Here is a 22,652-nt window from a genome sequence, read left to right on the forward strand (position 1 = left end):
TCCTTATAAAGTGTTAAAAAGAGATAGGTTGTTCCCTATCTCTTTTTAGCTTAAATACTATTCAACTATTAATTTTCCTGTCATTTTAGAATGTCCTGCTCCGCATACTATAGAACAGTGATATTCAAATGTACCTGTTTTATTGGCAATAAATTCAGCACTCTTATTCCCTTGGATGTTTACATTGAAGGCTGGAAGAGCAAAGCCATGACCGCCATCATCACTTTGAAGAGTAATTCTTACTTTATCTCCTTTTTTAACATGGATTTCTTTTTTATCATATTCGAAATCCTTTGCCATTACCTTAATATCAACTATATTTCCTGATGCAGCATTTTTAGTGGTTGCTTTTTGTGCATCCGTAGTTTTTGATGTTTGTGTTGTAGTAGCTGATTTTTTGCTAGATGGTGTTGTCGCATTTGAAGAATTATTACTTGTGCTTCCACAAGCACTTAACATCATTACCATTAAAGCTACTGCAGTAAATAATAAGCCCATTCTCTTTTTCATAAGTAAGATTTCTCCTCTCAAATTTAATAACGATTAAAATGTAACATATATCTACACAAAGAAAATTAAGGCTACCTAAATAAAATATTAAAAAGGTATTAATTGATAAGCTTTGAAAAAATGGGAAATGGCTCAGTTTAGTGTGAACTGAGCCATTTCATGGTATATTTTCAATTGCAATTTCAGATTATGGGCAAAGAACGTAACCCGTTATTATTCAAACAGTTAAATTTCAATAATAATCGGCAAAATCATCGGCTTCCGTTTTGTTTGGGTGAATAGATATTGTCCTACTGATTTTTTAATATTTTGTTTGATGACACTCCATTGCCGGATATTTTCTTCTTGTAAGTCGATGACGGTTTTTTTGACAAGACGATTAACCTCCTTAAGAAGATCGTCTGAATTTTTTACATAGACGAAACCGCGGGTAATCGTGTCGGGACCGGAAATAATTTTTCTGTCGGATTTACTAATTGTAATCACGATTACCAGCATTCCATCTTCCGAAAGCTGCTTGCGGTCACGCAGCACTACTTCTCCGATGTCCCCAACACCCATTCCATCCACATAAGTATCCCCGGAAGGAATACTGCGTGTCTGACGAGCAACTGAATTTTCAATATCGACAACGTCACCATTTTTAATAATAAAAGTGTTTCCTTTTTCCACCCCAACAGATTCCGCCAGCAGCTGGTGATGATGGAGCATTCTGTATTCGCCATGAATCGGAATAAAATAGGTTGGTTTCATCAATGTCAGCATAAGCTTTAAGTCTTCCTGATACCCATGTCCGGAAACATGCATTCCCGTTGAACTTCCGGAGCCATAAATGACTCTTGCACCAAGTTTAAAAAGGTTATCGATAATCCGCGAAACGTCCCGTTCATTTCCGGGTATGGGGGAAGCTGCTAAAATAACGGTGTCCCCTGGATAAATCGCAACATCGCGGTAGTTTCCGCTGGCGAGACGGGCAAGGGCAGCCATTGGTTCTCCTTGGCTCCCGGTACATAGAATCGCAACTTTTTCAGGTGGCAAGGGATCCACATCACGTGCCTCAATCAGCATCCCTTCAGGAACGGTTAAATAACCACGTTCGATTGCAACATCGACGACATTGACCATGCTTCGGCCAAGCAGGGCCAACTTTCGATTGGTCAGCATGGCAGCATTGACAACCTGCTGAATCCGGTTCACATTCGAGGCAAAAGTAGAAACAATAATTTTTCCATGAACTTTCATAAAGGCCTCATCCATATGGGCACCGACCATTTGCTCGGAAGGGGACAGTCCTTTACGCTCGGCATTGGTGCTTTCAGAGATTAAAACCAGGACCCCATCGCTGCCAATCTTGGCCATTTTATGAATATCGGATGATTCATTATTGGCAGGGGTTAAATCAAATTTGAAGTCCCCGGTATGGACGACATTGCCTTCGGGTGTGTGAAAAACTATCCCGAGACAATCAGGAATACTATGGCTTGTTTTGAAAAAGGAAACCTTTATCCTTCCAAGTTCTAGCATCGACTCCGAGTCAATCTGAATAAGTTTCGTGTCGCCTTTGAGACGGTGTTCTTCTAACTTTAGTTCAATCAAACCAAGGGTAAAACGAGTTGCATAAATAGGAACATTAATTTTTCGTAAAATGTAAGGTATTCCGCCGATATGGTCCTCATGTCCGTGGGTCACAATTAATGCACGGATCTTTTCCTGATTTTCCTCAAGAAAGGTAATATCCGGAATTATCAGGTCGATTCCTAACAAACTCTCATCAGGGAACTTGCCGCCGCAGTCGATAATCACGAGATCATCTGCAAATTGGACTACATACATGTTTTTACCGATTTCATTGATACCGCCTAAAGCGAAAATGGACAATGTATTTTCATTGTTGCTCAATATTATTCCTCCCAAATCCAATTAGATAAATTTAGTATTCCCGTTTGGAAAATCTTTATTTAAATTGAACCTTCAGGGGAAGCAGTGGGAAATAGCGTGATAAATCAAACGTTTAATTAGAAATTGTTGATATCATATAAAAATATGTTGATATCTTCTGGAAAAGTGTTGATATATTCTAAAAGTGTGTTGATATCTCATTAAAATATGTTGATATCCTGTAAAAGTGTGTTGATATAATCATTCTGCTGGTTCCATGCATATAAAAAGAAGGTATATTAAACTTCCATCACGAATTAAAATAGAAAAATAACAAGATTATATAGTGGAAATGGAGGAAATCAGATGGATATTCTGCTAAAAAAGATTTTTGTCGGCATGCCGAAAAAGGTTGGAGATAAAAATGCTCCAAATCCAATGGATCGTGAGTGGACCAGCGGAATTTTTAAAGAGCCTGTAAATGGACCTGTCTGGGTCGGAAAAACCAAGTTAAATGGTGACGGACAATTTGATCTTGAACACCATGGCGGACCGGAAAAAGCAGTTTTCGCTTATTCGGTCGAAAGCTATGCCTATTGGCAAAATGAATTAGGATACGCGCAAATCTCTCCTGGAGGAATGGGTGAGAATTTTTTAATGGAAAATGGGACAGAGGAAACCATTTCGATTGGCGATACCTTTCAAATTGGTGAGGCGGTTGTTCAAGTTTCACAGCCAAGACAGCCATGCTGGAAGCCGGCTCGCCGTTTTAAAGTGAAAACTTTAGCACTTTTAATTCAGAACACCGGGAGAACCGGCTGGTATTTTCGCGTTTTAAAAGAGGGATTGGTGGAAGAAGGACAAAGCTTTACTTTAATCGAACGGCCTTATCCTCAATGGACCATTTCAAAGTGTAATGAAATTATCCATGCCAAGAAGCAGAATTTCGCTGACTTACGTGAGCTTGCCCAATGTGAATTGCTCGCACCGGGTTTAAGAGCAACGATAGAAAAACGAATTGAGGCTCAGGTATCAACGGTGGATATCCAAAGACGGGTTTATGGACCGAATGAATAAGTAAAAACGAGCGGGGGGGGAACATGGTGTATCAAATTTCCGAAGACCAGGTGGTTAGAAATGAATTTTACACTATCCCATATACATGGATACGAAGTGACAAACCGAATAAAAGCATTTGTATCATGCTGCCAGGCCTCGGCTATACAACACAGCGGCCGCTTTTTCATTATGCGACGGGGTTATTTTTGAATCATCATGTGGATGTCTTACAGATCCATTATCAGTTTGCAAAAAATGAAAAGTATAAAAAGCTTCCTTATGCGGAACAAGAACAGTGGATGTACGATGATGTGAGGGCTGTCACCTATGAAGTCCTGAAAAATACGAATTATGAACAGTTTTTTATTTTGGGCAAATCCATTGGAACGATTTCAATGGCAAAGGCATGGTCAGAAAAAAGTTTTGTTCAAAATGCGTGTGGTATCTGGCTAACCCCGCTTGTAAAAATTGATGAGGTTTACAAGGCTATGCTGAATTCCAACCGCCCCTCACTTTGTGTGCTTGGGGATAAGGACCATCATTTTAATGTAGAAAGAGTTTCCTCTTTAAAAAATAATCCTCTTGTCCGGACTTTTGTTGTGCCAGGTGCAAATCATAGTTTAGAAATTAGTGGCGAAATTTTTGCATCAATAGAAGCTTTAAAAGAAGTTATGAAACAAGTAGAGGATTTTTTGATAAGGTATAAAACTTATTAGTCTAAGTGGCGAGAGTAAGATTTTTTAGAGCAATATATTGCACCTAGTTCCTCATTTTCCCATAGGATAGTAACAGTAAGACGGGGAGGCTGAGCGATGTTTCCATATACAAATTATCATGATGCTCTTTTTAGACAACCGAGTAACTTGGTCAGTGATGTTGAAAAGGCTGTGAATGGTGAGTATAGTGCCATCAATTGTTATTCTAAGATAGCTAACTTGGCGAAGAATGATGAGGAGCGACAGAGAATCCTTGAAATTCGGCAGGATGAAATTAAGCATTTTCAACAATTCCAGCAAGTGTATATGAGTCTAACTGGGAGGCAGGTGCAACCGAAGATTGTAGAGGCGTGTCCGGCTGCTTATTTGGACGGATTAGAATTTGCGTTAAAAGATGAACAGAAAACCGTTGATTTTTATTTGGAGATTGCTGACGCTGCAACGACGAAGCAAATAAAAGAGGTATTTCGTAGAGCGGCAGCGGATGAGCAAAATCATGCGGTGTGGTTCCTTTACTATTTTACTAAAAATAAATAATAGCAGTTTTGGAAAGAACTCTGATTATGTTATTTGGGTTCTTTTTTATTTTCCCGTGGAGACGAAAAAATCAGAAGCGTGGGAACTATCGAGGTCGCATAGTGCCTGTGGAGACGAAAAGATAAGAAGTTCTTAAAATGACAGAGGTATGGAAATCATGTCCGCAAGCGTGCAGGCTTTCATTATAAAAAAATCGTATCGCAGATAAAAGTCCTGTGAACGCAGATAAATGGTTGAGAAACGCAGATAAAATTGCTGGGTACGCAGATAAATTCCATTTTACTGCAGATAAAACGTTCTTAGTGCATCAAATTTGTGAAAAAGCCAGAGCGAAACCTCCGGCATTAAAATTACTTCATTTTATCTAGTGAAACATCAAACATCAAGCACAGAAATACAGCAAAAATAACAGAAAAGATAAGTGCCATTAACGGTCTTTGATAATGGATCCGGAGCATTATGAACATAACTATTACGAATAAAAAGGACCATAATAGGTTCCAGTTATGGTGATAGGTAATGGCACCCCATTTTATCGATAAAAATTCCAATATAACAAAAAGTACGACAAAAAAAGAAATGTAAAGTGCTTGGGAGGAGAGCCCTTTTTCAAAAGGATATTTTGAAAGATAAATCCAGGTTGATAGTGGCATTCCCAGTAAAATAAGTAACAACATCGGGATCATCGCAAAAGGCAGTCCATTTGGTTCCATTTGCCAGAGCTGATACTTATAACACATGAGTTCGTACAAAGCATTACCAAGCGAAGCATACAGAAGTGTAGGATAATAGGGTTTCCAATTGCGGTCTGCTAACTTAAAGGCAGCGGCAATCCAGATAACCGAGTAGGCAATAGCAATCATGAAGAACTCCTCAAAGTCTTTTTATCCTATAATTCCCAAAAGAGGATGTTACATTCATCGTTTTAGAAAAAGCCAAAGTGAATTGAATAGGGGGAGATTTTATGATCTTAGAAGCGGCAATGCTTCAGGTTAAACAAGGAAAAGAACAGGAATTCGAGGAAACCTTTCGCCAGGCCTCCAAAATTATTTCATCCATGGGCGGTTATATATCACATGAATTACAGCGCTGTCTGGAGGTTGACGGAAAATATTTGTTAACGGTGAAATGGGAGACATTAGAAGACCATACCGTTGGATTTCGGCAATCAATTGAATATCAGGAATGGAAAAAGCTTTTACATCATTTTTATGATCCATTCCCTACGGTTGAGCATTTTGAGAAAGTGAACCTAAGGTAAATCAAAAAAGCAGTTCTAAACTTTCTAGAACTGCTTTTGCGTGTCTTTATGCTTGTCGATAAGATTTTGCAGCGTCTACCATTAGAACAATGGCTGTAATAATATGCATGATCATTCCGATAATTGGAATCCAAGCAATACAGGAAGTCACAATCCCGAGGACGCTCCCCGAAACAGCACCGCCATCTTTTTTTGCTAATACAAGAGTAATAATATGTAAAACCAGCATGATTCCCAATGGAGTCCAAGCAAGACTAAGGACAATTGTTCCACCCAGAATCGGAATTCCAAGTAATGCCTCTAATCCGCCAGTTACCCATTTAAGAACTTTCGAAGGTGACATCATAAATCCCCCATAAATCTTTATTTATATATATAATATTGTTAATCCCATCTTATTCTACCATTTTAATCTAAAGTTAGAATTTAATTTCCTCTTTAATAATCATAATTCCTAAGAATGGAAACTAAGGTATAATATGCATGTATTTTAGGGGTTAGGGGAGGATTTTGATGTTTAGTGGTCATTCCTTTTTTGCATCAGAGGGCTTATTTGTCTTATTTAGCTTTTTACCAATTATCGTTTATTTAGTGCTGATTGTACTAGGAATTCTTTTTGTCGTTAATATTATTAAGTTCATGAATGAAAAAACAAAGCTAGATCGGGAAAGAAATGAAAAGCTCGATGAATTATTAACGATTGTAAGAAATAATAAAGAAACGTAAATTGTGATTAAACAGGCTTGGAGGGATCCAGGCTTTTTCATTTTTGATGGTTTCTTTAAAATAGGCCAAGCCTGCGGTGAATACAATTACCATGATACGTTTTTTCATTTTCTTATTGAAAGAAGGTATTTGGTGATGAAGAGCAAAATCCATCGATGTAATTGCCGGAAAACCTGGTCTATCCAAAATAGAAAATCGAGGGTTACAGCGAATACTGTTCTGCTAATTGGAGCCTGGACTACTGAATTAAAACCGGAACGAAAAAGTAACCCGAAAGGATTCGTAACAACGCAGAAAAGTGGGGAAATCATCTTTAATCCAGCAAATGATTTAGTGGAGCAATTTGTAAAGGTCACAAAACTCCTGTACGACAAAGAGAATGTTCATTTTAATATCGACCAGGGAGAATATTTGTATTTTGCGGAGGATGGGACCTGTTATGTTCTTCGGAAAAGGAATGAGGTAGGAGGTTGAAAGGAAAAGGCGTCGGTTCTCCGATGTTTTTTCTTTTTGTTGGCTAATAGGAAAGTATAAGTGCAACTTCGCCTCTGTCTTCGCCCTTGGGGGCTTGCCAATCGGCGAGTTTTCTTTCTATTTCATTGCTCCTGAAAAGCAAAAATAGAGTTTTAATCGATTGCTTAAAATCACTAATGATACCTCTTCAAACAATAATTAAAATACAATGGATATATATGCTAAAATAGTATAATGAATGGGAACCCGGTTGGCCTTTCACCGCATATACGATTTTAATTAAATCCAATTTCTCATCATCATAATCAAGATAAGCTTAATTGGAAAGGAAGATTGTATGATTAAGGGGAGCCATATATACATAAGACCATTCGTAGCAGAAGATGCTGTGGCAATGCTTGCATTACAGGTAGAAAACCGTACCTTTTTCGAAAGGTTTTCGATGGAAAGAAGGGAAGATTTCTATTCTATTGAATCACAGCTTGAAAGAATCCGGAAATTTGAAAAGGACGAAAAGAATGATCTTACCTATAACTTTGGAATTTTTAAAGATGATGGTACCTTACTTGGGAATTAACCCAAATGACGAGTGAGAAAATCCTGAATCTGTCTGCCATTTCTATCACATGTTTTTTCCTAAGAATATGGTAAAATTGGGGCAGAGAATGGAGGGGGCATACTGTGATTACTTTCTACAAAATCATCGTTTTCATACATATATTTTCAGCCATACTCGGAATGGGACCGGGTTTTATTTTAACGACTGTAGTCAAAATGGGGAATACCATGACCGAATTAAGGCATTCCTATAAAATCAGAAATAAAATACATATTTTTGTGATGGTGGGCGGCACGTTATTGTTAATTACCGGATTGACCATGGGATTTCTTAATCCGGCGCTCTTTCAGATGGGCTGGTATGTAACAAGCCTTATTCTCTTTTTAATTTCATTGGCGATGGGTCCGCTAGCGCTATCTCCAAGATCGAAGCCGATAAAAGCTCTGTTGGAATCACATAAAGGCGAGGAAATCCCTGAAGAATATAAACGTTTAGCCAAAAGTCTGTTTCTTATCGAATATATTGAAAATACCATTTTTATCATCATCATTACATTGATGATTTTGAAACCGTTTTAAAAGACAGGGTGTCGAACTGGCACCTTTATTTTTTTTGAAAAGAAAAATCCCTCTGCCATATGGGCTGAGGGATCATAGAAGGAGTAAAAAATTAAAGATCTGGGTCATTGGTTAAGAATTTCTTTCATAACTTCCGCTAAAGCATCTGCAGATCGATATTCTTCTTTCAAAGTATTGTCTACACCGCCAATTTCAACTAATGCCGATTTTCCTAAAAGATCTTGATTGTAAGTGTTTTGCATTGTATCTACATTTGGTTTTGAAACAACTCCACGCGAAAGACCGGGATATGTCATTTCTAATTTTTTGTGAATCAGTTTAACAAATCGCAAATTTTCCTGATAGTGCTTATTGGAACTAGAGATTACAAAACAAATTCTTGCATAATCTTTTCCGTTTATTTTAATTGTAGTGGCCTTTCTTCTTAGTGAATCACGGTGTACATCAAAAGCCATCTTAATGCTTTTCTGATATTTTAAAGCATTTTTTAAAGGCTCTCTTGAAACGGCATAGGCCTTATCAGCAGATAATCCTTTTACTTTTAAAATCCCCAATATATCACTTTGATCTTGAATGCTTCTCACACCTTTTCGATTTAAAGCATCACTGAGTCTTTCACCAACTAAAGTTATATTGGTGGTTTGATCCGTAGCCTCTGCAGGATCCGTTTCGTTGATTTCGGGAATAAATGACTCCCAATTATGTGTTTGATAGATGAAGATGACTGGCTTTTGTTCGTTTATCAAAACCGGTGCCGAATTTTTATTTTCAATAGAAGAAAAGGTGGATTTAAGCATCTCACTTCCATTTAAAAAGAAGAACCAAGAGATGACTAATGCACTAAGGACGATACTAAATGAAGCAATGGATGCACGTTTTATTTTCCTTTTTCTTGTTAATTTTCTTGCAGATTGTCTGAGTTTTTCGTCCGTGGCTGAAACAAAATCCGGTCTAGGATTCAGTGGATAGGTTTCCTTAATCAGTTCGAACAGTTCATTTTCAGTTTGCATTCCCTAAAACCTCCCCTACATTTAACTTCAGTTTCTTTCTGAGGTCTTTTAAGGCACGATGGTAGTCCACTTTCACCTTGGACTCACTGCATTGAAGAATTTCCGAGGTTTCCTTAATTGAAAATTCATTAATTCCCCTTAGGATGACAACAGCACGATGGTTTGGTTTTAGTTTGGAAATAGCTTCATGAATGAATTTTTTCAACTCATCTTTTTCCATTTGTTCATTTGGACTGCTCTCCGGCGATTTCAGCTGCTTGAAATAATTCTCTTTGAAAATGGATGTAAACCGCTTTTTGCGGTAATAATCAATTGCAACATGCTTGGCAATGGCAAAAATCCATGTTTTTAGATTTCCATTGTTAAAATTAGATAGATTGTTTAGCACACGAATAAAAACTTCCTGCGTCAAATCCTCTGCCTCATTTTGATTTCCTGAAAAACAAATCAGAAACCTGTAAACATCTAAATAATGCAGGCGGTAGATTTCACTAATACTGTCTTCCAAGTTCTCAAAATCATTCAACTAAATCCCTCCCCCGATGAAGTTATTCAATTATTAATCGTTTGAGGTTCGTAAAAGGTTACAATTAATTTTCGCTAGGTAAAGAGAGAACTCCTTTAAAATTATGATAACGGGACCTTATACTTAAGGTGATATAGAGACGTTTAAAAAAAGAATTCTATTAAATTAGTCGATTTTGTTAGTGGCTAATTTTTTTGTAACGAATTTAATAAAACAGGTACTAATTTTATAAGGGGGGATGGATGTTGAAGGACTTTGGGAACCTTCTGAAAAAAGCGAAAAGCAATTGATAAGGAGGATAAAAAAGCATCTCTTTGCCATAATCAGTACGCTTATTATTCTTTTTACTGGTATAGGTTATATTATCGGGAACAGTTTATTTATTAAAGTTGAAAATAAGACAATTACGCTTAAAAACAGGAATCAAGACGCTAATCCGGCAAAAACTGTACAGCTGCATTCCTCCTTTTGGAGATCTTATATAGTCCTAGATATTTTCTTTAATTCGCAAATAAAAGGCTTCGATCCGCAAATAAAGTACTTCCATTCGCAAATAAAAGGCTTCGATCCACAAATAAAGTACTTCCATTGGCAAATAAAACTTACAGATCAGCAAATATAATATGAAAATTCGAGAATTGGGTGTACTATTACACTATCGTTCCGTCTATTTGGTTAAAGACAACGATAAATAGCGCACAGTGCCCTCACTGTGCGCTTTCAATATTCGTTAGGGTTCCAAAAGCAAACTCTTTAAATGGCGACTCCGGCAATGCTGCAAAGTTTTCCACCGCTATTTTCGCTGATTCAACTGCTTGAACAAGATTTCCAAGTTCATGATAACAAAGAGCCTTATACGAATCTTTAACATAAAATAACGCCAAATCGAATGGGTGGTGGGTATGAACAGATATTTTCACTTTATTTAAACAATCAATGGATTCAACGAAGCGTCTAAGCCCATACAAAGCTTTACTTTTTTCGAGCAGGAACAAACTTTCGAACATATCTACCATTTTTGGATCAGAAAAATATTGTTCAATCTGCTCTAATGCCTTCACATAATCCTGCTTCTCCGAAATAAGAGACATGACATCTAAAAGATCACAAAAAAGGAACGACATGACATCATCCGCAAAATCTCCATATTGCTTTAACTTCATTAAATAATGTCTTTTTCTTTCCTCATCATGGACCATCATCGCTTGTGCAGTCGCCACCCGATATAAATCATCAATACGGTAAAAAATTCGATGCTCTTTTGAAAACTTGATTGCGTTTTCCATTACTTGTGTAGCGGCTTCCATATTCCCAACAGCAAAATAGCCGATGGCTTCATTATAATCAAAGTCCACTCGTGTCATTGGATCGATATTCACGTGGTTTGCCTCGATTTCAGATCGTTCTTTTAAGAAAAGATTTAAGGCTTGATTATAGTCATGTTCGAGAAACTTCACTTTGTAACGAAAAAGACAGATTTTTGCGCGCTTGGAAGTAAGGTTCATATCGTCGTACATTTTGGCAGAGCGATTAGCAAATTCCGGCCAACCGGGCTTTTTTTCTTCATAAAGGCCTCTGCTGAATAGATCAAGTAATCTTGCCGATTCATAGCCTTGAGACAGTTTTGGGACAACGGGTTCAATGAGGTCAATAAGCTGTTTATATTTATCCTCTACATCCTTGGTGTTGTGTAACTTCTCTGCTTTTTCAAGAATATCTCTAAGTTCTTGCGTACTAATCTCCTCAAGTAGCTCTGAAACCTCCACCCCAAGGCGTTCGGCGATATAGGTTAAGCTTTCAATCGAAGGTTTCGCTTTATTATTTTCAATCAGGCTGAGCATCCCTTTCGTAAGCTCTTCCCCTGCAAGTGCCTCAAGCGTGATCTTTTTTTGCTTTCTAAGTTTTCGAATACGTTCACCTAACATGCAAGGTTCACTCCTAGATTGGTTGTTTGTTTAATTATATTAAACTTTAACTTGTAAAGGAAGAGGAGCAGATGGTATAATTTGTTTAATTAAATTAAACTTTCATAAAAATTGGGGGATTCACATGGAAGATTGTCAGAAACTGAAAAAAGCCACGTATCACTTGTGGACATTTACTATCAGCAAAATGATTTCTTCTTTCGGTGCACAGGTCTATTCCTTTGCCATTAGCTTTTATATCTTGCATTTAACGGGTTCCGCAACAAGTTTTGCGATGAATTTATTGTGTAATATCTTACCGCGAACTTTGGCTGCTCCGTTTGCCGGGTATCTTGCGGATCGTTATTCCCGGAAAAAGATAATTATTCTTGCCCAAGTTGCTGCAACGTTAACGATTGGAGGATTATTACTCGTCAATGTCACCAAGGGTTTATCTTTAACAGCCATTTACACCACCTCATGTGTTTTATCCCTTACATCTATGTTCTCCGGCGTAACATTTTCTTCTTCGATTACGGGTCTTGTTGACCAGAAGAGAGTTCAAAGAGCCATGTCCCTCAATCAGATGTCTATTTCATTCGCGTCGATTGCCAGCCCTTCAGTTGGGGGGCTATTATACGGAACCATTTCAATGCCCGTATTCCTTATCCTTTACATGTCCGCATCCATTATTGCTGTATTTCTTGAGTCAACGATGAATTTCAACTTGTTTGCAAACCGAAAAGAGCATAGTGAAGAAAAGAAAGAATCAATGTGGCAAAGTATTAAGGCAGGGATTCAAGATTTAAAAATGCAGAGGGTGATTTTGGTCATCATTTGGATTGCTTTTTTCATTAACTTCCTTTTTGGAGCATTTGAAGTGGGCTATTCTTACATTCTCATCGAAAAATTAAAAATGGCTTCCCGTTCATTTGGTTTCACCCAGGGGGCTTTTGCGATGGGAATGCTGCTGTTTTCGATTTATTTTTCAATAAGAAAAGAAGTGAAATTTCCCTTGCTGTTTTCAAAGCGAGCCATGATTGGGATGGCAACGATGATGGGGGCGATGGGTTTGCCGTTAATGCTCCAAGTGTCTGCTAGCATGGTTTTCAGTTTTTACCTAGTGATTATGTTTGGTTTTGGTGCCTTTCTAATCTGCGTTAATACCCCTATAAATGTAATGCTGCAAAAGCAGGTAGAGGATGATTATAAAGGGCGAGTTTTTTCCATCCTTGAAACCATGGCGACCTGTCTAATTCCATTAGGTATGGTTCTATACGGCTTTTTGTATGATCAATTTCCTGCCCAATGGATTTTGCTCGTGTCTGCGTCACTATTAATCGGAGTGGTCCTTTTTCTTGCGAGGCCGTCCGTAATCCGAAAGGTGCATCCGGAGTTAGTGCACGGGAAAGCGGTGAAGGGAAAATTTGGAGCAGTTTCGTGAAAGTTTTAAAGGAGTTTTAGAAATAATTGAGAATATGTAATCGAGAAGATTAAAAAGGAGAATAATGATGCCAAAACAATTCTGGATTAATTTGCCTGTGAAAGATTTGAATCAGGCACAAGAATTTTATACGAAGTTAGGGTTTTCTGTTGATGGACAGCAGGGGAATGGGGATTATGTTAAATTAACAGTAGGAGAGCATGGGATCGTTGTGATGCTTTTTCCAGAGTCAACTTTTCAAAGTTTTATCAAACATAAAGTTTCCGATGCGATGCAAGCTGGTGAGGTATTGTTTTCGATTGACGCGGAGTGCAGGGAAGAGGTAGATGAAATGGCTAGGAGAGTGGAAATGGCAGGTGGAGATGTTTTCGCTGTTCCCGGGGAGAACCAGGGCTGGATGTATGGCTGTGGTTTTGCTGATTTGGATGGTCATCGTTGGAATGTGTTGTATATGGATTTTAGTAAGGTGCCGAAGGGGTAAGCAGCTTACTTTGGCTAAGTGGGGTTAATTGGAGACAATTATCAAGAAAAAAGCACCCAAAATTGTCTCCAATAGAGGCAATAGGAGACATTTTGTAAGTAACTCATAGTGAAGAATCCTATTGCAAATAGTATAATCTAGTAAAATGACAGAGGTGAACCATCTTGAGTATGAATATAGGAGACATTATCTTTCAGCTATTTGTAATTCTTGTTCCTATTATTTTCATTATTTTCATCGTGCTTTTTGTACGTTCTTTGAAAAAGAGAAATGAGCAATTAAAACGGATTGAAAATAAAGTGGATAAAATAGTGGAACAAAAATCGCAAAAGCTCAATTAGCCTGACTCGACTGCAATAGTCGAGTTTTTAAAAATCCGCTATCATTTAGGTGTCTCTTTAAAAGTAACCTTTATCACTTGCTCCGTTTTGTTGTTAAATTCAATATCGATAAAAACCCCAAATTCCTTTCTATTATGTTTTAACCAAAGCTTGAATTTTTCCGTTGAATTAGTAGGACCGCTGATTCTGCCAATATGAAGATAATCAATGATTTGCGCATTAGGATACTTTTCTTTTGTTTTCTTCATTGCTAATACTCCCCATTTGGCATAGGGCGGAATGGGTTTCCTTTGCGCATGTACAGTATTCAATAAATTTCGTGGAGTTATGATTTCCGAACAAAAAACAAATGACAAGGCCAAACCTATAAGTAGCTTTTTCACGTCTATTCCCTCTTTTGTTTTTGTTCTTATGGTTTCATAAGTAGCAAAAAATTATGTTACAAAGAAAAATTGTCTCATGCTGAAAAGATTAAATTCACTACTGTCAAACGAAAAAGCACACATATCAGGTATGTGTGCTCTTTTAGTTTTATCTTTTTTTCTTTTTTGAGTTATCTACAACTGCCGCAAGCTTATTTTTATTAACAGTTTCTAAGACGATTTGCACTTGGAATTTTTGTTCATCCACATTAGTAACACTCGAAACTTTCCCTTTACGGCCTTTAATTTTTAAATTTTCACCTACAGACGGGACACGCTGAAGAAGCTGAGTTAATAAAAGATTTTTGTTTTCGAAAAAATAAACAACAAACATTTTACTCTCTCCCATTTCATATGATTTTTGGTATTCTACATATAAAATATTTGAGAAAGATTTGATTTAGACCATATTTTAAAAGGGGCCTGGATTTATTATATTTTTGAATAGAGTGCATGAGAAATAAAAAAGAGCTTGGAGATTCAATTACTCCAAGCTCTTTATTACATCACTTTATTAGATTAAAACCACAATCTTTTATTATAATCATAATCGGAGATATCGAAATTTTCTTCTATTTCTTTATTTGGGGTGCTTTCTTCACATGGTTCTTCAGACTGATTATATACACGAAGTTCAAATAAAAGTTCCATTGTCTCTATCCCCTCTCCTATTTCTTACTTTCTATTTTAATGGAAGCGGTTTCAGTTGTCAGGTGGTTTTTACTGGAAAAGGAAGATGACAAATATGAAATCATCATCACGAGTAAAGATTATAAAAGGATGAATAAATAATGGATTAAAAAGGACCAATCTCAGGAGTGGTCCTTTTATAAACCCATTTTTTGTTAAAATAGAGGATAAAAATGGAATCATGTCGAATTTAAGTTTACTAGAATAATTTTTAAGTTAGTGTTTTATCAGGAAAGGAGTTAGATCAAATGGGTAGTAAATACTCATTAGGAGCCTGTTTAATAATTATCGGGCTAGTTTTTATGTTGTATAGTCCAAGCATCGCAGAGGAATGGACTGACTATATTAAATATCCAGGGGATGGAACTTTTTATTATTATGATTATATGTCGCGTTCCATTGTCATCACCTTAATAGGTTTTAGTGTTCAATTTACCGGTATACTAGTTATATTGTTTTCTTATTTTTCAAAGAGGTCAAGGCGTTAAAAAGTAAGGGGAGTGGGATGATGGAAAAAATTTTTGAAGATGATTTAAAAATCATATCTCCTGAAGATTGCGGTAACGCGCCGAAAAAGAAGCTGCTGAAGGAACTCAGCATTGCATTTACAAAAAATGATATCGATATTATTACGGAAATGTTGTCTGAGCATATTTGCTGGAATATTATTGGTGAGAAATGGGTCCAAGGAAAAGCTCAATTTATTGAAACCTTGAATGACAGATCCCATACAGTAACGGAATTACATATCCAAAATATCATCACGCACGGCAGGGAAGGGGCTATAAATGGTACATTAATATTAACAGATAAGAAACGTGTTGCTTTTTGCGATATATACAAATTCACAAATGCAGGGAAAAATGTCAAAATAAAAGAAATCAATTCTTATCTTATTGAAATAGATAGTATGATAAGGTGTAAGAACCAATGAATAAGGAAGTGCCGATTTTGTCTAAGAATTACGATCAAACTACTAGTCATGGTATACATCACGATCAACTCCGTTCGGATTGCGAGAATTGTTTCAGTTTGTGCTGCGTTGCCTTGCCGTTTGCCGTTTCCGCAGACTTCGCTATTGGAAAAGAAGGTGGGAGTCCCTGCTGTAATCTTCAAGCAGATTTTCGGTGCGGTATCCACAAAGACCTGAGGAAAAAGGGTTTTAAAGGCTGCACAGTATATGAATGCTTTGGTGCGGGTCAAAAAGTATCCCAAATTACTTTTGAAGGAAATGACTGGCGTGAAAATCCACAATCAGCAAAGCAAATGTTTGATGTATTTCCGGTGATGCAACAGCTTCATGAGATGCTCTTGTATTTGAACGAAGCGTTAATGCTAAAGGAAACTCACTCCATCCAAAAGGATCTCAGCATCATGCTTCAGAAGACAGAACAGCTTACCTATCTTAGTCCTAAATCTCTTATGGAATTAAACCTGCCGGCGCACCGGGCAGACGTAAATGTATTGCTTCTAAAGACTAGTGAACTAGTACGTACTGAGTCCGGGCGCCAGCAAAAGGGTTCAAAAAGCCCACGGAAAACCTACAGCCGGGGAGCTAATCTGATTGGGGCTAACCTTCGAAGGGCTAATCTCCAAGGTGCGAATTTAAGAGGAGCCTGCCTTATTGCAGCTAATCTTAAGGATGCCGACTTAAGAGGAGCGGACCTAATTGGGGCGGATTTCCGAGAGGCAGATCTTCGCGGAGCAAACTTAACTGGAAGTATTTTTCTAACGCAGGCTCAAATTAACGCAGCAAAGGGCGATGCTAATACAAAATTGCCGCCAGCGCTTACTCGTCCAACTCACTGGTCTACTACTGAAAATAAATAAGATTGAGATTATCAAAGGGAGCATACAATGCCGATTTATTATTTTACTTTTGACGCCATACCATTAGCAGATAATCCCGAAAAAAAGGATTGTGCAGGTGCATTTGTTTGTTGCTGGGTGGATTCAATCGATGTTAACTTCGCATTAGCGAAAGCCAAGAACTACATAAACAATGAGGGCTGGGAAGTAATCACGGTGGAAGAGCAGTTTATCGCTACACGAGAAATGTATGAGGATGATCCTGAAGATGAGGATCCACTTGAATGTTACGATGAAGCGGTTAGTGAAGGTGTTTCTTCCATTTTTTATATTTGGCCATATGATGATTAAATGAAAAAGGATAGAGCACCAAGAAGTTAATGGCTTGGTGCACCTGGTGCATAGTAATAGGGCGGAACTTTAATCCATCCTCTTTTACGCATTGCAATTTTCACTTCCATACCAAGTATCATTTTCTCCGCCTGAAATCTTGCCCACATTAGCCCCATATCATTGCGGATACTTTGACTCATGTTGGTTGCACACATTACAATATTGGTGGCAATTTTTGCAGAAATAAAATTGGCAATTTCCTCATCCGTCATTTTTGCCCCTAAAGGGATGCTATTTGGATCGGAGTTCGGTTTAGATTCCGAGGCTTGTGATAATGGAATCCCTTCATTAACCATGAATGCTTGAAGGAGGTTCTTTTGATGCTCCCCAAGCTTTTTTGATTTATTTAGCAAATTCATCAGTTCATCGTCGGTAGTGGTATTTAAAGAAGCTTCGATAATGGGAACCTCCTCTGCAAGGGCAGTAAAATAAAGCCAGCATCCCATCGCCTCGCCAATATGCGGACGCGGTTTTGGCTCAGTATCATAGGTTGTTTTTAGGTAATCGAACATTGTTTCAAAAATATTTTGCATTACAGGCCATCCTTCGTCATTGTTTACGTAATATGGTATCCAATTTTATGGGGATTAAACAAAAATCATTTTACGTATTCATGGTCACTAAAATAGAAAACCCGAGACGAATCTCAGGTTTTTTGTAAAATATTTAATTCTTTCTTCCAAATAAAATAACAAAATTAAAGTATTTATAGATACAATCGACATCCTGAAAACCACTTTCCTTCAACCAACCAAGTTGGTCTTTAAGTGTTGCCATTTTATCAAGTGTTGTTCGGTCATTAGCAGCCTCAATTTCCTGCTTCGATAAACCGCTTTTTTCAATTTTATTCTTCCAGTCATTTTTGTAAAGCGATTCGATAAATGGCGTATTCCCAAGCACCTGATCAGCATTTATGAACATCCCATCTTCATTTAGTAAAAAGAAAATTTTATCATAAAGTTCTCGTTTCTCTTCATCTGACAGATGATGGATGGAAAGAGAGGAGATGATGATATCAAACTTTTCTTCGAACCTATAGTCTGTATAATCTGCAACAATATAGCGGATATCTTGGTAATGGCTAAATCGCTCCTTTGAAACATCTATCATCTTTTCAGATAAATCGATCAAAGTTAGGTGGGCATCCGGGTATTTTTCTTTTAGGAAAAATGAAAATAGTCCTGTTCCTGCACCAATATCAAGAACGGATGGAGTCTTGGTTTTTGAGTTAATGATAGAAACGGGAATCGAATAGAAATCATCAAAACAAGGAATTAACTTTCTTCTTTGATGATCATAGGATGCCGCGTTTTCATCAAATTTGCTTTTTACACTTTGTCTAGTCGTATTCAAATGAATCAGCCCCTTTGTGATTTAACTTAATATGAATTATAAAAGGGATTGTATATAATGAAAATTAACGAATTTCAATAAAATTAATAACAATTTGTTATTAATGAAAAGGGCTGTCATTGAAATGGATATAAAATGGTTAAAAACATTTATTGTTGCGGCTAGATATGAAAATTTCCGCAAAGCATCTGAGGAACTTTTTTTAACACAACCGGCGGTAACCAAGCACGTTAAGAGGTTAGAGGAATATCTTCATATTTCCTTATTTGAACGGAGTGGGAAAAATGTTTCGCTTACCCCTGCAGGTTCCAGGTTTCTGTCATCCGCCATTAAGATTTTGAAAAAATATGAGGATGAGATGGAGGAATTCGAAGGATGGAAGCAAGGCTACAACCGTAAGCTGACGATTGCTGTGGCTCCCCAAATTGCTGTTTCTATTTTACCTTTATTTTTGCGAATCTTTATGGAACAACACCCAAATATTGAGGTGATGATCAATGTGGTTCGTTCCTTTGAGATAGGTAAGGAAATAAGCTTAGGAAAAGCCGACATTGGTTTATCCAGGATGAAGCCCATTCAAACAGATCTTTCATGTGAGAGGATTCATCGAGATCCTGTTATCCTGGTGGCGCCTAATCTTGAGGAAAAAAAACAACATAAAACCAATTTAAATGAGGAGAATGTGCTTCAGCAATTCAGGCTATTAACCGATAACCATCCAGCCTATTGGGATACTTTACTATCAGAGATTAAAAAATACTATCCAAAAATTCGGACCATCCCTGTAACTCAAATGGAAATTACTAAGCGATTTATTGAAACTGGACTAGGTGTTTCTTATCTACCATTATCAGTTGTTCAGGAAGAATTAAGGCATCGGAGAATGGTCGAAATCAAACCTGATAAAATCGTTCCTCCTGTTTCTTTTACCTATGTCGTCACGAAACTAGAAATACAGGAAACAGGAGAATTTATTACGTCCCTTAAAAACTGGATGAAGGAATTGAAGTGAAAATGGACAATTTTTACAAATAGAAAAATAAAGGAGTTGGACGGAGAATGAATCTATATACGAAAAAAGAAGTAAAGAGTTGGGTAAAATCAATTGTTATTGCATTAGTGGGAAAGGTGAATTTGTTTTCTTTCCTTTTTCGGAAGTTAGAGAGACAAAATAATGCAAATAAAGGGCATCGTGCAATGCGCGATGCCCGTCTTCACTCTACTGCAAAAGTAAAGGTTTCTTTTAATGGTCTGCCTTCCTGGCCCTTTTGCGTCCAGATAATTTCAACTTCCAATTCTGTAGCTTTATTCGCCAAAGGGAAATTTTCAAAACGATAGGGTTTACCCTTATTCAATTGCTTGGCTAAAAAGCGTGCATGTTCAACACGGTCTTCCGTGCAATCCTTGCCGTCAGGACATCCAAAAAGAGCAAACTTTGTAGTAGAATTTGGTTCATTGCGATACATAAACACTTCTACTGATTTTACATCCTTCCCAATCTTGTGAATCTCTAAAGAGTAGGTATTAAATTTTCCTTTCTCAGATTTAACTAGCCCTTTGCCATGCCCAGGCTCTGCTACTTCTACGGACCACTGCTTCGATGTATGTTTGATTGGTAATTTATTAAAGCTCAGTGCTTCAGTCTCTAAAGCTATGGAGATAAGAAATAAAAGAATTAACGCAAAGGTGGTTAGTTTTGTTTTCATCTTTCAAATTTCCCCCAACATTTTAGTCGTGATTATTTTTCCCAAAATGGAATGAAGTATGAAAACAAAATTGATTTTCGCTAATCTTAGTGGAATTGACCAAGGAAACAACTGCAAGCCCCTGCATTCATGTAAGGGGTGAGGTTGTTTTTGAATTTCAGGGAACAAATGTTCCTGAAAATATTGAAGTAGTTTGAGGTTTTTGATATAATAAATATATGAAAAGTCTAATAGAGTATAAAAGTAATAACAATGTAGTATATTCTTGTAAATACCATGTAGTTTGGTGCCCGAAATATAGAAGAAGTGTCTTAGTCGACGGAGTAGATGAGAGGCTTAAATCTATTATTCACGAGGTAGCCGAAGAAACTCGTTCAGAAGTGATTGAAATGGAGATTATGCCTGATCTTGTACACCTCCTTGTTGAGTGCGATCCCCAATTTGGAATTAATAAACTTATTAGAATGATGAAAGGAAGAAGTTCCCGATATTTACGCGGTGAATTTCCGTGGTTAAAGAGTAGAATCCCTTCTTTATGGACGAGTAGCTATTTTGTTTCCACTGTCGGCGGCACAACACTTGAAGTGGTAAAACAGTATATAGAAAACCAAAAAGGAGTGTAAATCCCATGGCAACATCGAAAGAAAGAACTCCCTCTTTTGTAGCGACGATTCGATTGAAAACGAATTGGAAGGAAGAGAAACAGCTTTTGGTGTTGTCTGATTGTGGAAGGCAGCTGTACAACGCCTGTCTTGGTGAATCTATGAAAAGGCTTAAGGTAATTCAAAGAACGGACCTCTACAAGGAAACGATTCAGCTTTCAAAATGTTTAAAAGAAGATAAAGAAAAACGCAAAGATAATTTTAGAACTCTCAATGAGAAATTTGGGTTTACGGATTTTTCGATCCAATCATTTGGGACTAAAACGAAAAATGATTCCATCTTTATTGCAGAACATTTGGGAACCCATGTATGCCAAAAAATCGCTACCCGCGCTTTTAAAGCTGTTCAGAAATATGCCTTTAAACAAGCCAAAAAAGTAAGGTTTAAACGCAAGGGTGAGTTTGTCTCATTAGAAGGGAAAAATAATCAAACATTTCTCACTTATTCGAATGGATATGTTTTGATCGGGAAAAGGCTTACCTTGAAATGCTTATTTGATCCGAAAGATAAATGGATGCAGTATGCCTTAAAGCAGAAAATAAAATACTGCAGGATTATTAAAAAAGAAGTAAAAGGGAAAAATCATTTTTATATCCAGTTAATCTTGGAAGGATATCCTTATCGCAAATATGAACTTGGAAAGGAGAATATTGGACTAGACATTGGTCCTTCTACCATTGCGATAGTAGGAGAGTCGAAAGCAGAATTAAAAGAGTTTTGTGAAGAAGTCGTTTTAATGGAAAAAGAAAAAAGACGAATAAACCGTAAAATGGACAGGCAACGAAGAGCCAACAATCCGAGTAACTATCAAAACAATGGAGTCGTAAAAAAAGGGAAAAAGAAGTGGGTATTCTCCAATCGATATCAACATACTCGTTCAGAGCACCGAGAATTGGAGCGAAAGATCAAAGAAGTAAGAAAGCAGCTGCATGGACGGGACACGAACCAAATCTTACAACGAGCTTTTTCTATACAAACAGAAAAACTCTCCTACAAGGCCTTTCAAAAAATATTCGGGAAAAGTATTGGCAGAAAGGCCCCCAGCAAGTTTTTAACTATCTTAAAACGAAAAGTGATTTCTCAGGGCGGCGAATTTCGAGAATTTCCTACCAACTCCACTAAATTATCACAATCCTGTCATTGTGGAAGGGTCAAGAAGAAGCCGCTTAAACAGAGATGGCATAATTGTGAGTGTGGAGTAATCGCTCAACGCGATTTATTTAGTGCGTATTTAGCTAGATATGTAACCAAAACGAATCGTATAAATATCCAAAAGGCATGCGAGGATTGGATTAAATTTTCCATTGTATTGGATGAGTGTGTTTCAAAATTGAAAATCATGAAGCCGGAAAGAAAATACATTTCAACATTTGGAATATAAACCTTTTGAGATAGGAGGTTAAATCTCTCGGTGCAGACGTACCCCGAAACAGTCAATAAATTGTTAGTGGCAAGGGAATCCGAGCCCGTGTAAATAGTCCTGTTTCGATTATTTGCATTAGAACGATTTCGGCTGTCGAAGCCTTTTAGACAGAAGTGAAGTTCATTTTCTAGAATCCATCTAGAGATTGGAAGAGCCCGAGTTATTTAAAGGTGGAACCCCCTCCATTTA

The 22,652-nt window shown here is 37.3% G+C and carries 31 protein-coding genes; 18 read left to right on the plus strand and 13 right to left on the minus strand.

Going from position 1 to position 22,652, the window contains the following annotated elements:
- Positions 1–57: 57 nt before the first annotated feature.
- On the minus strand, positions 58–510 hold the full coding sequence (locus tag J2Y67_RS11475) for a cupredoxin domain-containing protein (protein ID WP_310174060.1): 453 nt from the start codon (positions 508–510) through the stop codon (positions 58–60).
- Between the two features lie 225 nt (positions 511–735).
- Positions 736–2,409 carry a ribonuclease J gene (locus tag J2Y67_RS11480; protein ID WP_310174061.1) on the minus strand — a complete coding sequence of 558 codons (1,674 nt, stop codon included), beginning with the start codon at positions 2,407–2,409 and terminating at the stop codon, positions 736–738.
- Between the two features lie 345 nt (positions 2,410–2,754).
- On the opposite strand from J2Y67_RS11480, the gene J2Y67_RS11485 reads away from it, so the two are divergent.
- The 3 genes from J2Y67_RS11485 (at position 2,755) to J2Y67_RS11495 (ending at position 4,700) form a co-directional block, all read left to right on the plus strand.
- Positions 2,755–3,465 (plus strand): MOSC domain-containing protein, encoded by a 711-nt coding sequence (locus J2Y67_RS11485; protein WP_310174063.1) that lies wholly within the window; start codon positions 2,755–2,757, stop codon positions 3,463–3,465.
- Positions 3,466–3,491: 26 nt separating this feature from the next.
- Positions 3,492–4,163, plus strand: a complete 672-nt coding sequence (locus J2Y67_RS11490) for an alpha/beta family hydrolase (protein ID WP_310174065.1) — start codon at positions 3,492–3,494, stop codon at positions 4,161–4,163.
- 96 nt (positions 4,164–4,259) lie between these two features.
- Positions 4,260–4,700, plus strand: a complete 441-nt coding sequence (locus J2Y67_RS11495; protein WP_310174067.1) for a ferritin-like domain-containing protein — start codon at positions 4,260–4,262, stop codon at positions 4,698–4,700.
- A gap of 350 nt (positions 4,701–5,050) precedes the next feature.
- Here J2Y67_RS11495 and J2Y67_RS11500 read toward each other — a convergent pair whose 3' ends face one another.
- On the minus strand, positions 5,051–5,563 hold the full coding sequence (locus J2Y67_RS11500; protein WP_310174069.1) for a CBO0543 family protein: 513 nt from the start codon (positions 5,561–5,563) through the stop codon (positions 5,051–5,053).
- Positions 5,564–5,664: 101 nt separating this feature from the next.
- On the opposite strand from J2Y67_RS11500, the gene J2Y67_RS11505 reads away from it, so the two are divergent.
- Entirely contained in the window at positions 5,665–5,961 is a 297-nt protein-coding gene (locus J2Y67_RS11505; protein WP_310174070.1) for an antibiotic biosynthesis monooxygenase family protein, read from the plus strand.
- Positions 5,962–6,007: 46 nt separating this feature from the next.
- Here J2Y67_RS11505 and J2Y67_RS11510 read toward each other — a convergent pair whose 3' ends face one another.
- A complete protein-coding gene (locus J2Y67_RS11510; RefSeq protein ID WP_310174071.1) occupies positions 6,008–6,304 on the minus strand; it encodes a hypothetical protein in 297 nt (98 codons plus the stop codon).
- A gap of 170 nt (positions 6,305–6,474) precedes the next feature.
- Here J2Y67_RS11510 and J2Y67_RS11515 point away from each other — a divergent pair, with 170 nt between their 5' ends.
- The 4 genes from J2Y67_RS11515 to J2Y67_RS11530 all read left to right on the plus strand — a co-directional run bounded on the left by J2Y67_RS11515 (position 6,475) and on the right by J2Y67_RS11530 (position 8,298).
- Entirely contained in the window at positions 6,475–6,687 is a 213-nt protein-coding gene (locus J2Y67_RS11515) for a hypothetical protein (RefSeq protein WP_310174073.1), read from the plus strand.
- Between the two features lie 135 nt (positions 6,688–6,822).
- A complete protein-coding gene (locus J2Y67_RS11520) occupies positions 6,823–7,161 on the plus strand; it encodes a hypothetical protein (protein WP_310174075.1) in 339 nt (112 codons plus the stop codon).
- Positions 7,162–7,498: 337 nt separating this feature from the next.
- Positions 7,499–7,738 (plus strand): GNAT family N-acetyltransferase, encoded by a 240-nt coding sequence (locus J2Y67_RS11525; protein WP_310174077.1) that lies wholly within the window; start codon positions 7,499–7,501, stop codon positions 7,736–7,738.
- 104 nt (positions 7,739–7,842) lie between these two features.
- The gene (locus tag J2Y67_RS11530; RefSeq protein ID WP_310174080.1) at positions 7,843–8,298 is read left to right on the plus strand and encodes a DUF2269 family protein; all 456 of its coding nucleotides are present in this window, start codon (positions 7,843–7,845) and stop codon (positions 8,296–8,298) included.
- A 104-nt stretch (positions 8,299–8,402) separates the two neighbouring features.
- On the opposite strand, the gene spoIIP is transcribed toward J2Y67_RS11530, so the two are convergent.
- The 3 genes from spoIIP to J2Y67_RS11545 all read right to left on the minus strand — a co-directional run bounded on the left by spoIIP (position 8,403) and on the right by J2Y67_RS11545 (position 11,759).
- Complete coding sequence (gene spoIIP, locus J2Y67_RS11535) at positions 8,403–9,308, minus strand: stage II sporulation protein P (protein ID WP_310174083.1); 906 nt, start codon at positions 9,306–9,308, stop codon at positions 8,403–8,405.
- Positions 9,298–9,834 (minus strand): RNA polymerase sigma factor, encoded by a 537-nt coding sequence (locus J2Y67_RS11540; protein ID WP_310174085.1) that lies wholly within the window; start codon positions 9,832–9,834, stop codon positions 9,298–9,300. Before J2Y67_RS11540 ends, spoIIP begins: the two co-directional genes overlap by 11 nt.
- Before the next feature lie 707 nt (positions 9,835–10,541).
- Positions 10,542–11,759, minus strand: a complete 1,218-nt coding sequence (locus J2Y67_RS11545; RefSeq protein WP_310174087.1) for a helix-turn-helix domain-containing protein — start codon at positions 11,757–11,759, stop codon at positions 10,542–10,544.
- 124 nt (positions 11,760–11,883) lie between these two features.
- Here J2Y67_RS11545 and J2Y67_RS11550 point away from each other — a divergent pair, with 124 nt between their 5' ends.
- The 3 genes from J2Y67_RS11550 (at position 11,884) to J2Y67_RS11560 (ending at position 14,004) form a co-directional block, all read left to right on the plus strand.
- Positions 11,884–13,182 (plus strand): MFS transporter, encoded by a 1,299-nt coding sequence (locus tag J2Y67_RS11550; RefSeq protein WP_310174088.1) that lies wholly within the window; start codon positions 11,884–11,886, stop codon positions 13,180–13,182.
- A 67-nt stretch (positions 13,183–13,249) separates the two neighbouring features.
- Positions 13,250–13,663 (plus strand): VOC family protein, encoded by a 414-nt coding sequence (locus tag J2Y67_RS11555; protein ID WP_310174090.1) that lies wholly within the window; start codon positions 13,250–13,252, stop codon positions 13,661–13,663.
- Positions 13,664–13,833: 170 nt separating this feature from the next.
- The gene (locus J2Y67_RS11560; protein WP_310174248.1) at positions 13,834–14,004 is read left to right on the plus strand and encodes a DUF4083 family protein; all 171 of its coding nucleotides are present in this window, start codon (positions 13,834–13,836) and stop codon (positions 14,002–14,004) included.
- Between the two features lie 41 nt (positions 14,005–14,045).
- Here J2Y67_RS11560 and J2Y67_RS11565 read toward each other — a convergent pair whose 3' ends face one another.
- The 3 genes from J2Y67_RS11565 to J2Y67_RS11575 form a co-directional block, all read right to left on the minus strand.
- Positions 14,046–14,387 carry a YqzG/YhdC family protein gene (locus J2Y67_RS11565; protein WP_310174092.1) on the minus strand — a complete coding sequence of 114 codons (342 nt, stop codon included), beginning with the start codon at positions 14,385–14,387 and terminating at the stop codon, positions 14,046–14,048.
- Positions 14,388–14,535: 148 nt separating this feature from the next.
- Positions 14,536–14,760 carry a hypothetical protein gene (locus J2Y67_RS11570; protein ID WP_310174095.1) on the minus strand — a complete coding sequence of 75 codons (225 nt, stop codon included), beginning with the start codon at positions 14,758–14,760 and terminating at the stop codon, positions 14,536–14,538.
- A gap of 185 nt (positions 14,761–14,945) precedes the next feature.
- The gene (locus J2Y67_RS11575) at positions 14,946–15,077 is read right to left on the minus strand and encodes a hypothetical protein (protein WP_310174097.1); all 132 of its coding nucleotides are present in this window, start codon (positions 15,075–15,077) and stop codon (positions 14,946–14,948) included.
- 287 nt (positions 15,078–15,364) lie between these two features.
- On the opposite strand from J2Y67_RS11575, the gene J2Y67_RS11580 reads away from it, so the two are divergent.
- Genes J2Y67_RS11580 through J2Y67_RS11595 form a run of 4 tightly spaced genes read left to right on the plus strand, consistent with a single transcriptional unit; the run spans position 15,365 to position 17,276 of the window.
- Positions 15,365–15,604, plus strand: a complete 240-nt coding sequence (locus J2Y67_RS11580; protein WP_310174098.1) for a hypothetical protein — start codon at positions 15,365–15,367, stop codon at positions 15,602–15,604.
- Positions 15,605–15,624: 20 nt separating this feature from the next.
- On the plus strand, positions 15,625–16,050 hold the full coding sequence (locus J2Y67_RS11585; protein WP_310174100.1) for a hypothetical protein: 426 nt from the start codon (positions 15,625–15,627) through the stop codon (positions 16,048–16,050).
- Complete coding sequence (locus J2Y67_RS11590; protein WP_310174102.1) at positions 16,047–16,946, plus strand: pentapeptide repeat-containing protein; 900 nt, start codon at positions 16,047–16,049, stop codon at positions 16,944–16,946. Before J2Y67_RS11585 ends, J2Y67_RS11590 begins: the two co-directional genes overlap by 4 nt.
- A gap of 27 nt (positions 16,947–16,973) precedes the next feature.
- The gene (locus J2Y67_RS11595; RefSeq protein WP_310174103.1) at positions 16,974–17,276 is read left to right on the plus strand and encodes a hypothetical protein; all 303 of its coding nucleotides are present in this window, start codon (positions 16,974–16,976) and stop codon (positions 17,274–17,276) included.
- Between the two features lie 26 nt (positions 17,277–17,302).
- Here J2Y67_RS11595 and J2Y67_RS11600 read toward each other — a convergent pair whose 3' ends face one another.
- Complete coding sequence (locus J2Y67_RS11600) at positions 17,303–17,851, minus strand: DUF3231 family protein (protein ID WP_310174105.1); 549 nt, start codon at positions 17,849–17,851, stop codon at positions 17,303–17,305.
- A gap of 133 nt (positions 17,852–17,984) precedes the next feature.
- Positions 17,985–18,671 carry a class I SAM-dependent methyltransferase gene (locus J2Y67_RS11605; protein WP_310174109.1) on the minus strand — a complete coding sequence of 229 codons (687 nt, stop codon included), beginning with the start codon at positions 18,669–18,671 and terminating at the stop codon, positions 17,985–17,987.
- 103 nt (positions 18,672–18,774) lie between these two features.
- Here J2Y67_RS11605 and J2Y67_RS11610 point away from each other — a divergent pair, with 103 nt between their 5' ends.
- Entirely contained in the window at positions 18,775–19,683 is a 909-nt protein-coding gene (locus J2Y67_RS11610) for a LysR family transcriptional regulator (RefSeq protein WP_310174111.1), read from the plus strand.
- A 202-nt stretch (positions 19,684–19,885) separates the two neighbouring features.
- On the opposite strand, the gene J2Y67_RS11615 is transcribed toward J2Y67_RS11610, so the two are convergent.
- Entirely contained in the window at positions 19,886–20,377 is a 492-nt protein-coding gene (locus tag J2Y67_RS11615) for a hypothetical protein (RefSeq protein WP_310174113.1), read from the minus strand.
- Between the two features lie 218 nt (positions 20,378–20,595).
- On the opposite strand from J2Y67_RS11615, the gene tnpA reads away from it, so the two are divergent.
- Together tnpA and J2Y67_RS11625 are read left to right on the plus strand one after the other, a co-directional pair.
- The gene (gene tnpA / locus J2Y67_RS11620; protein WP_310174114.1) at positions 20,596–21,000 is read left to right on the plus strand and encodes an IS200/IS605 family transposase; all 405 of its coding nucleotides are present in this window, start codon (positions 20,596–20,598) and stop codon (positions 20,998–21,000) included.
- A gap of 5 nt (positions 21,001–21,005) precedes the next feature.
- Entirely contained in the window at positions 21,006–22,421 is a 1,416-nt protein-coding gene (locus J2Y67_RS11625) for a transposase (protein WP_310174116.1), read from the plus strand.
- The last annotated feature ends 231 nt before the right edge of the window (positions 22,422–22,652 follow it).

Origin of the sequence: Neobacillus niacini (genome assembly GCF_031456445.1) — a bacterium.
Lineage (GTDB): Bacteria > Bacillota > Bacilli > Bacillales > Cytobacillaceae > Neobacillus > Neobacillus niacini_I.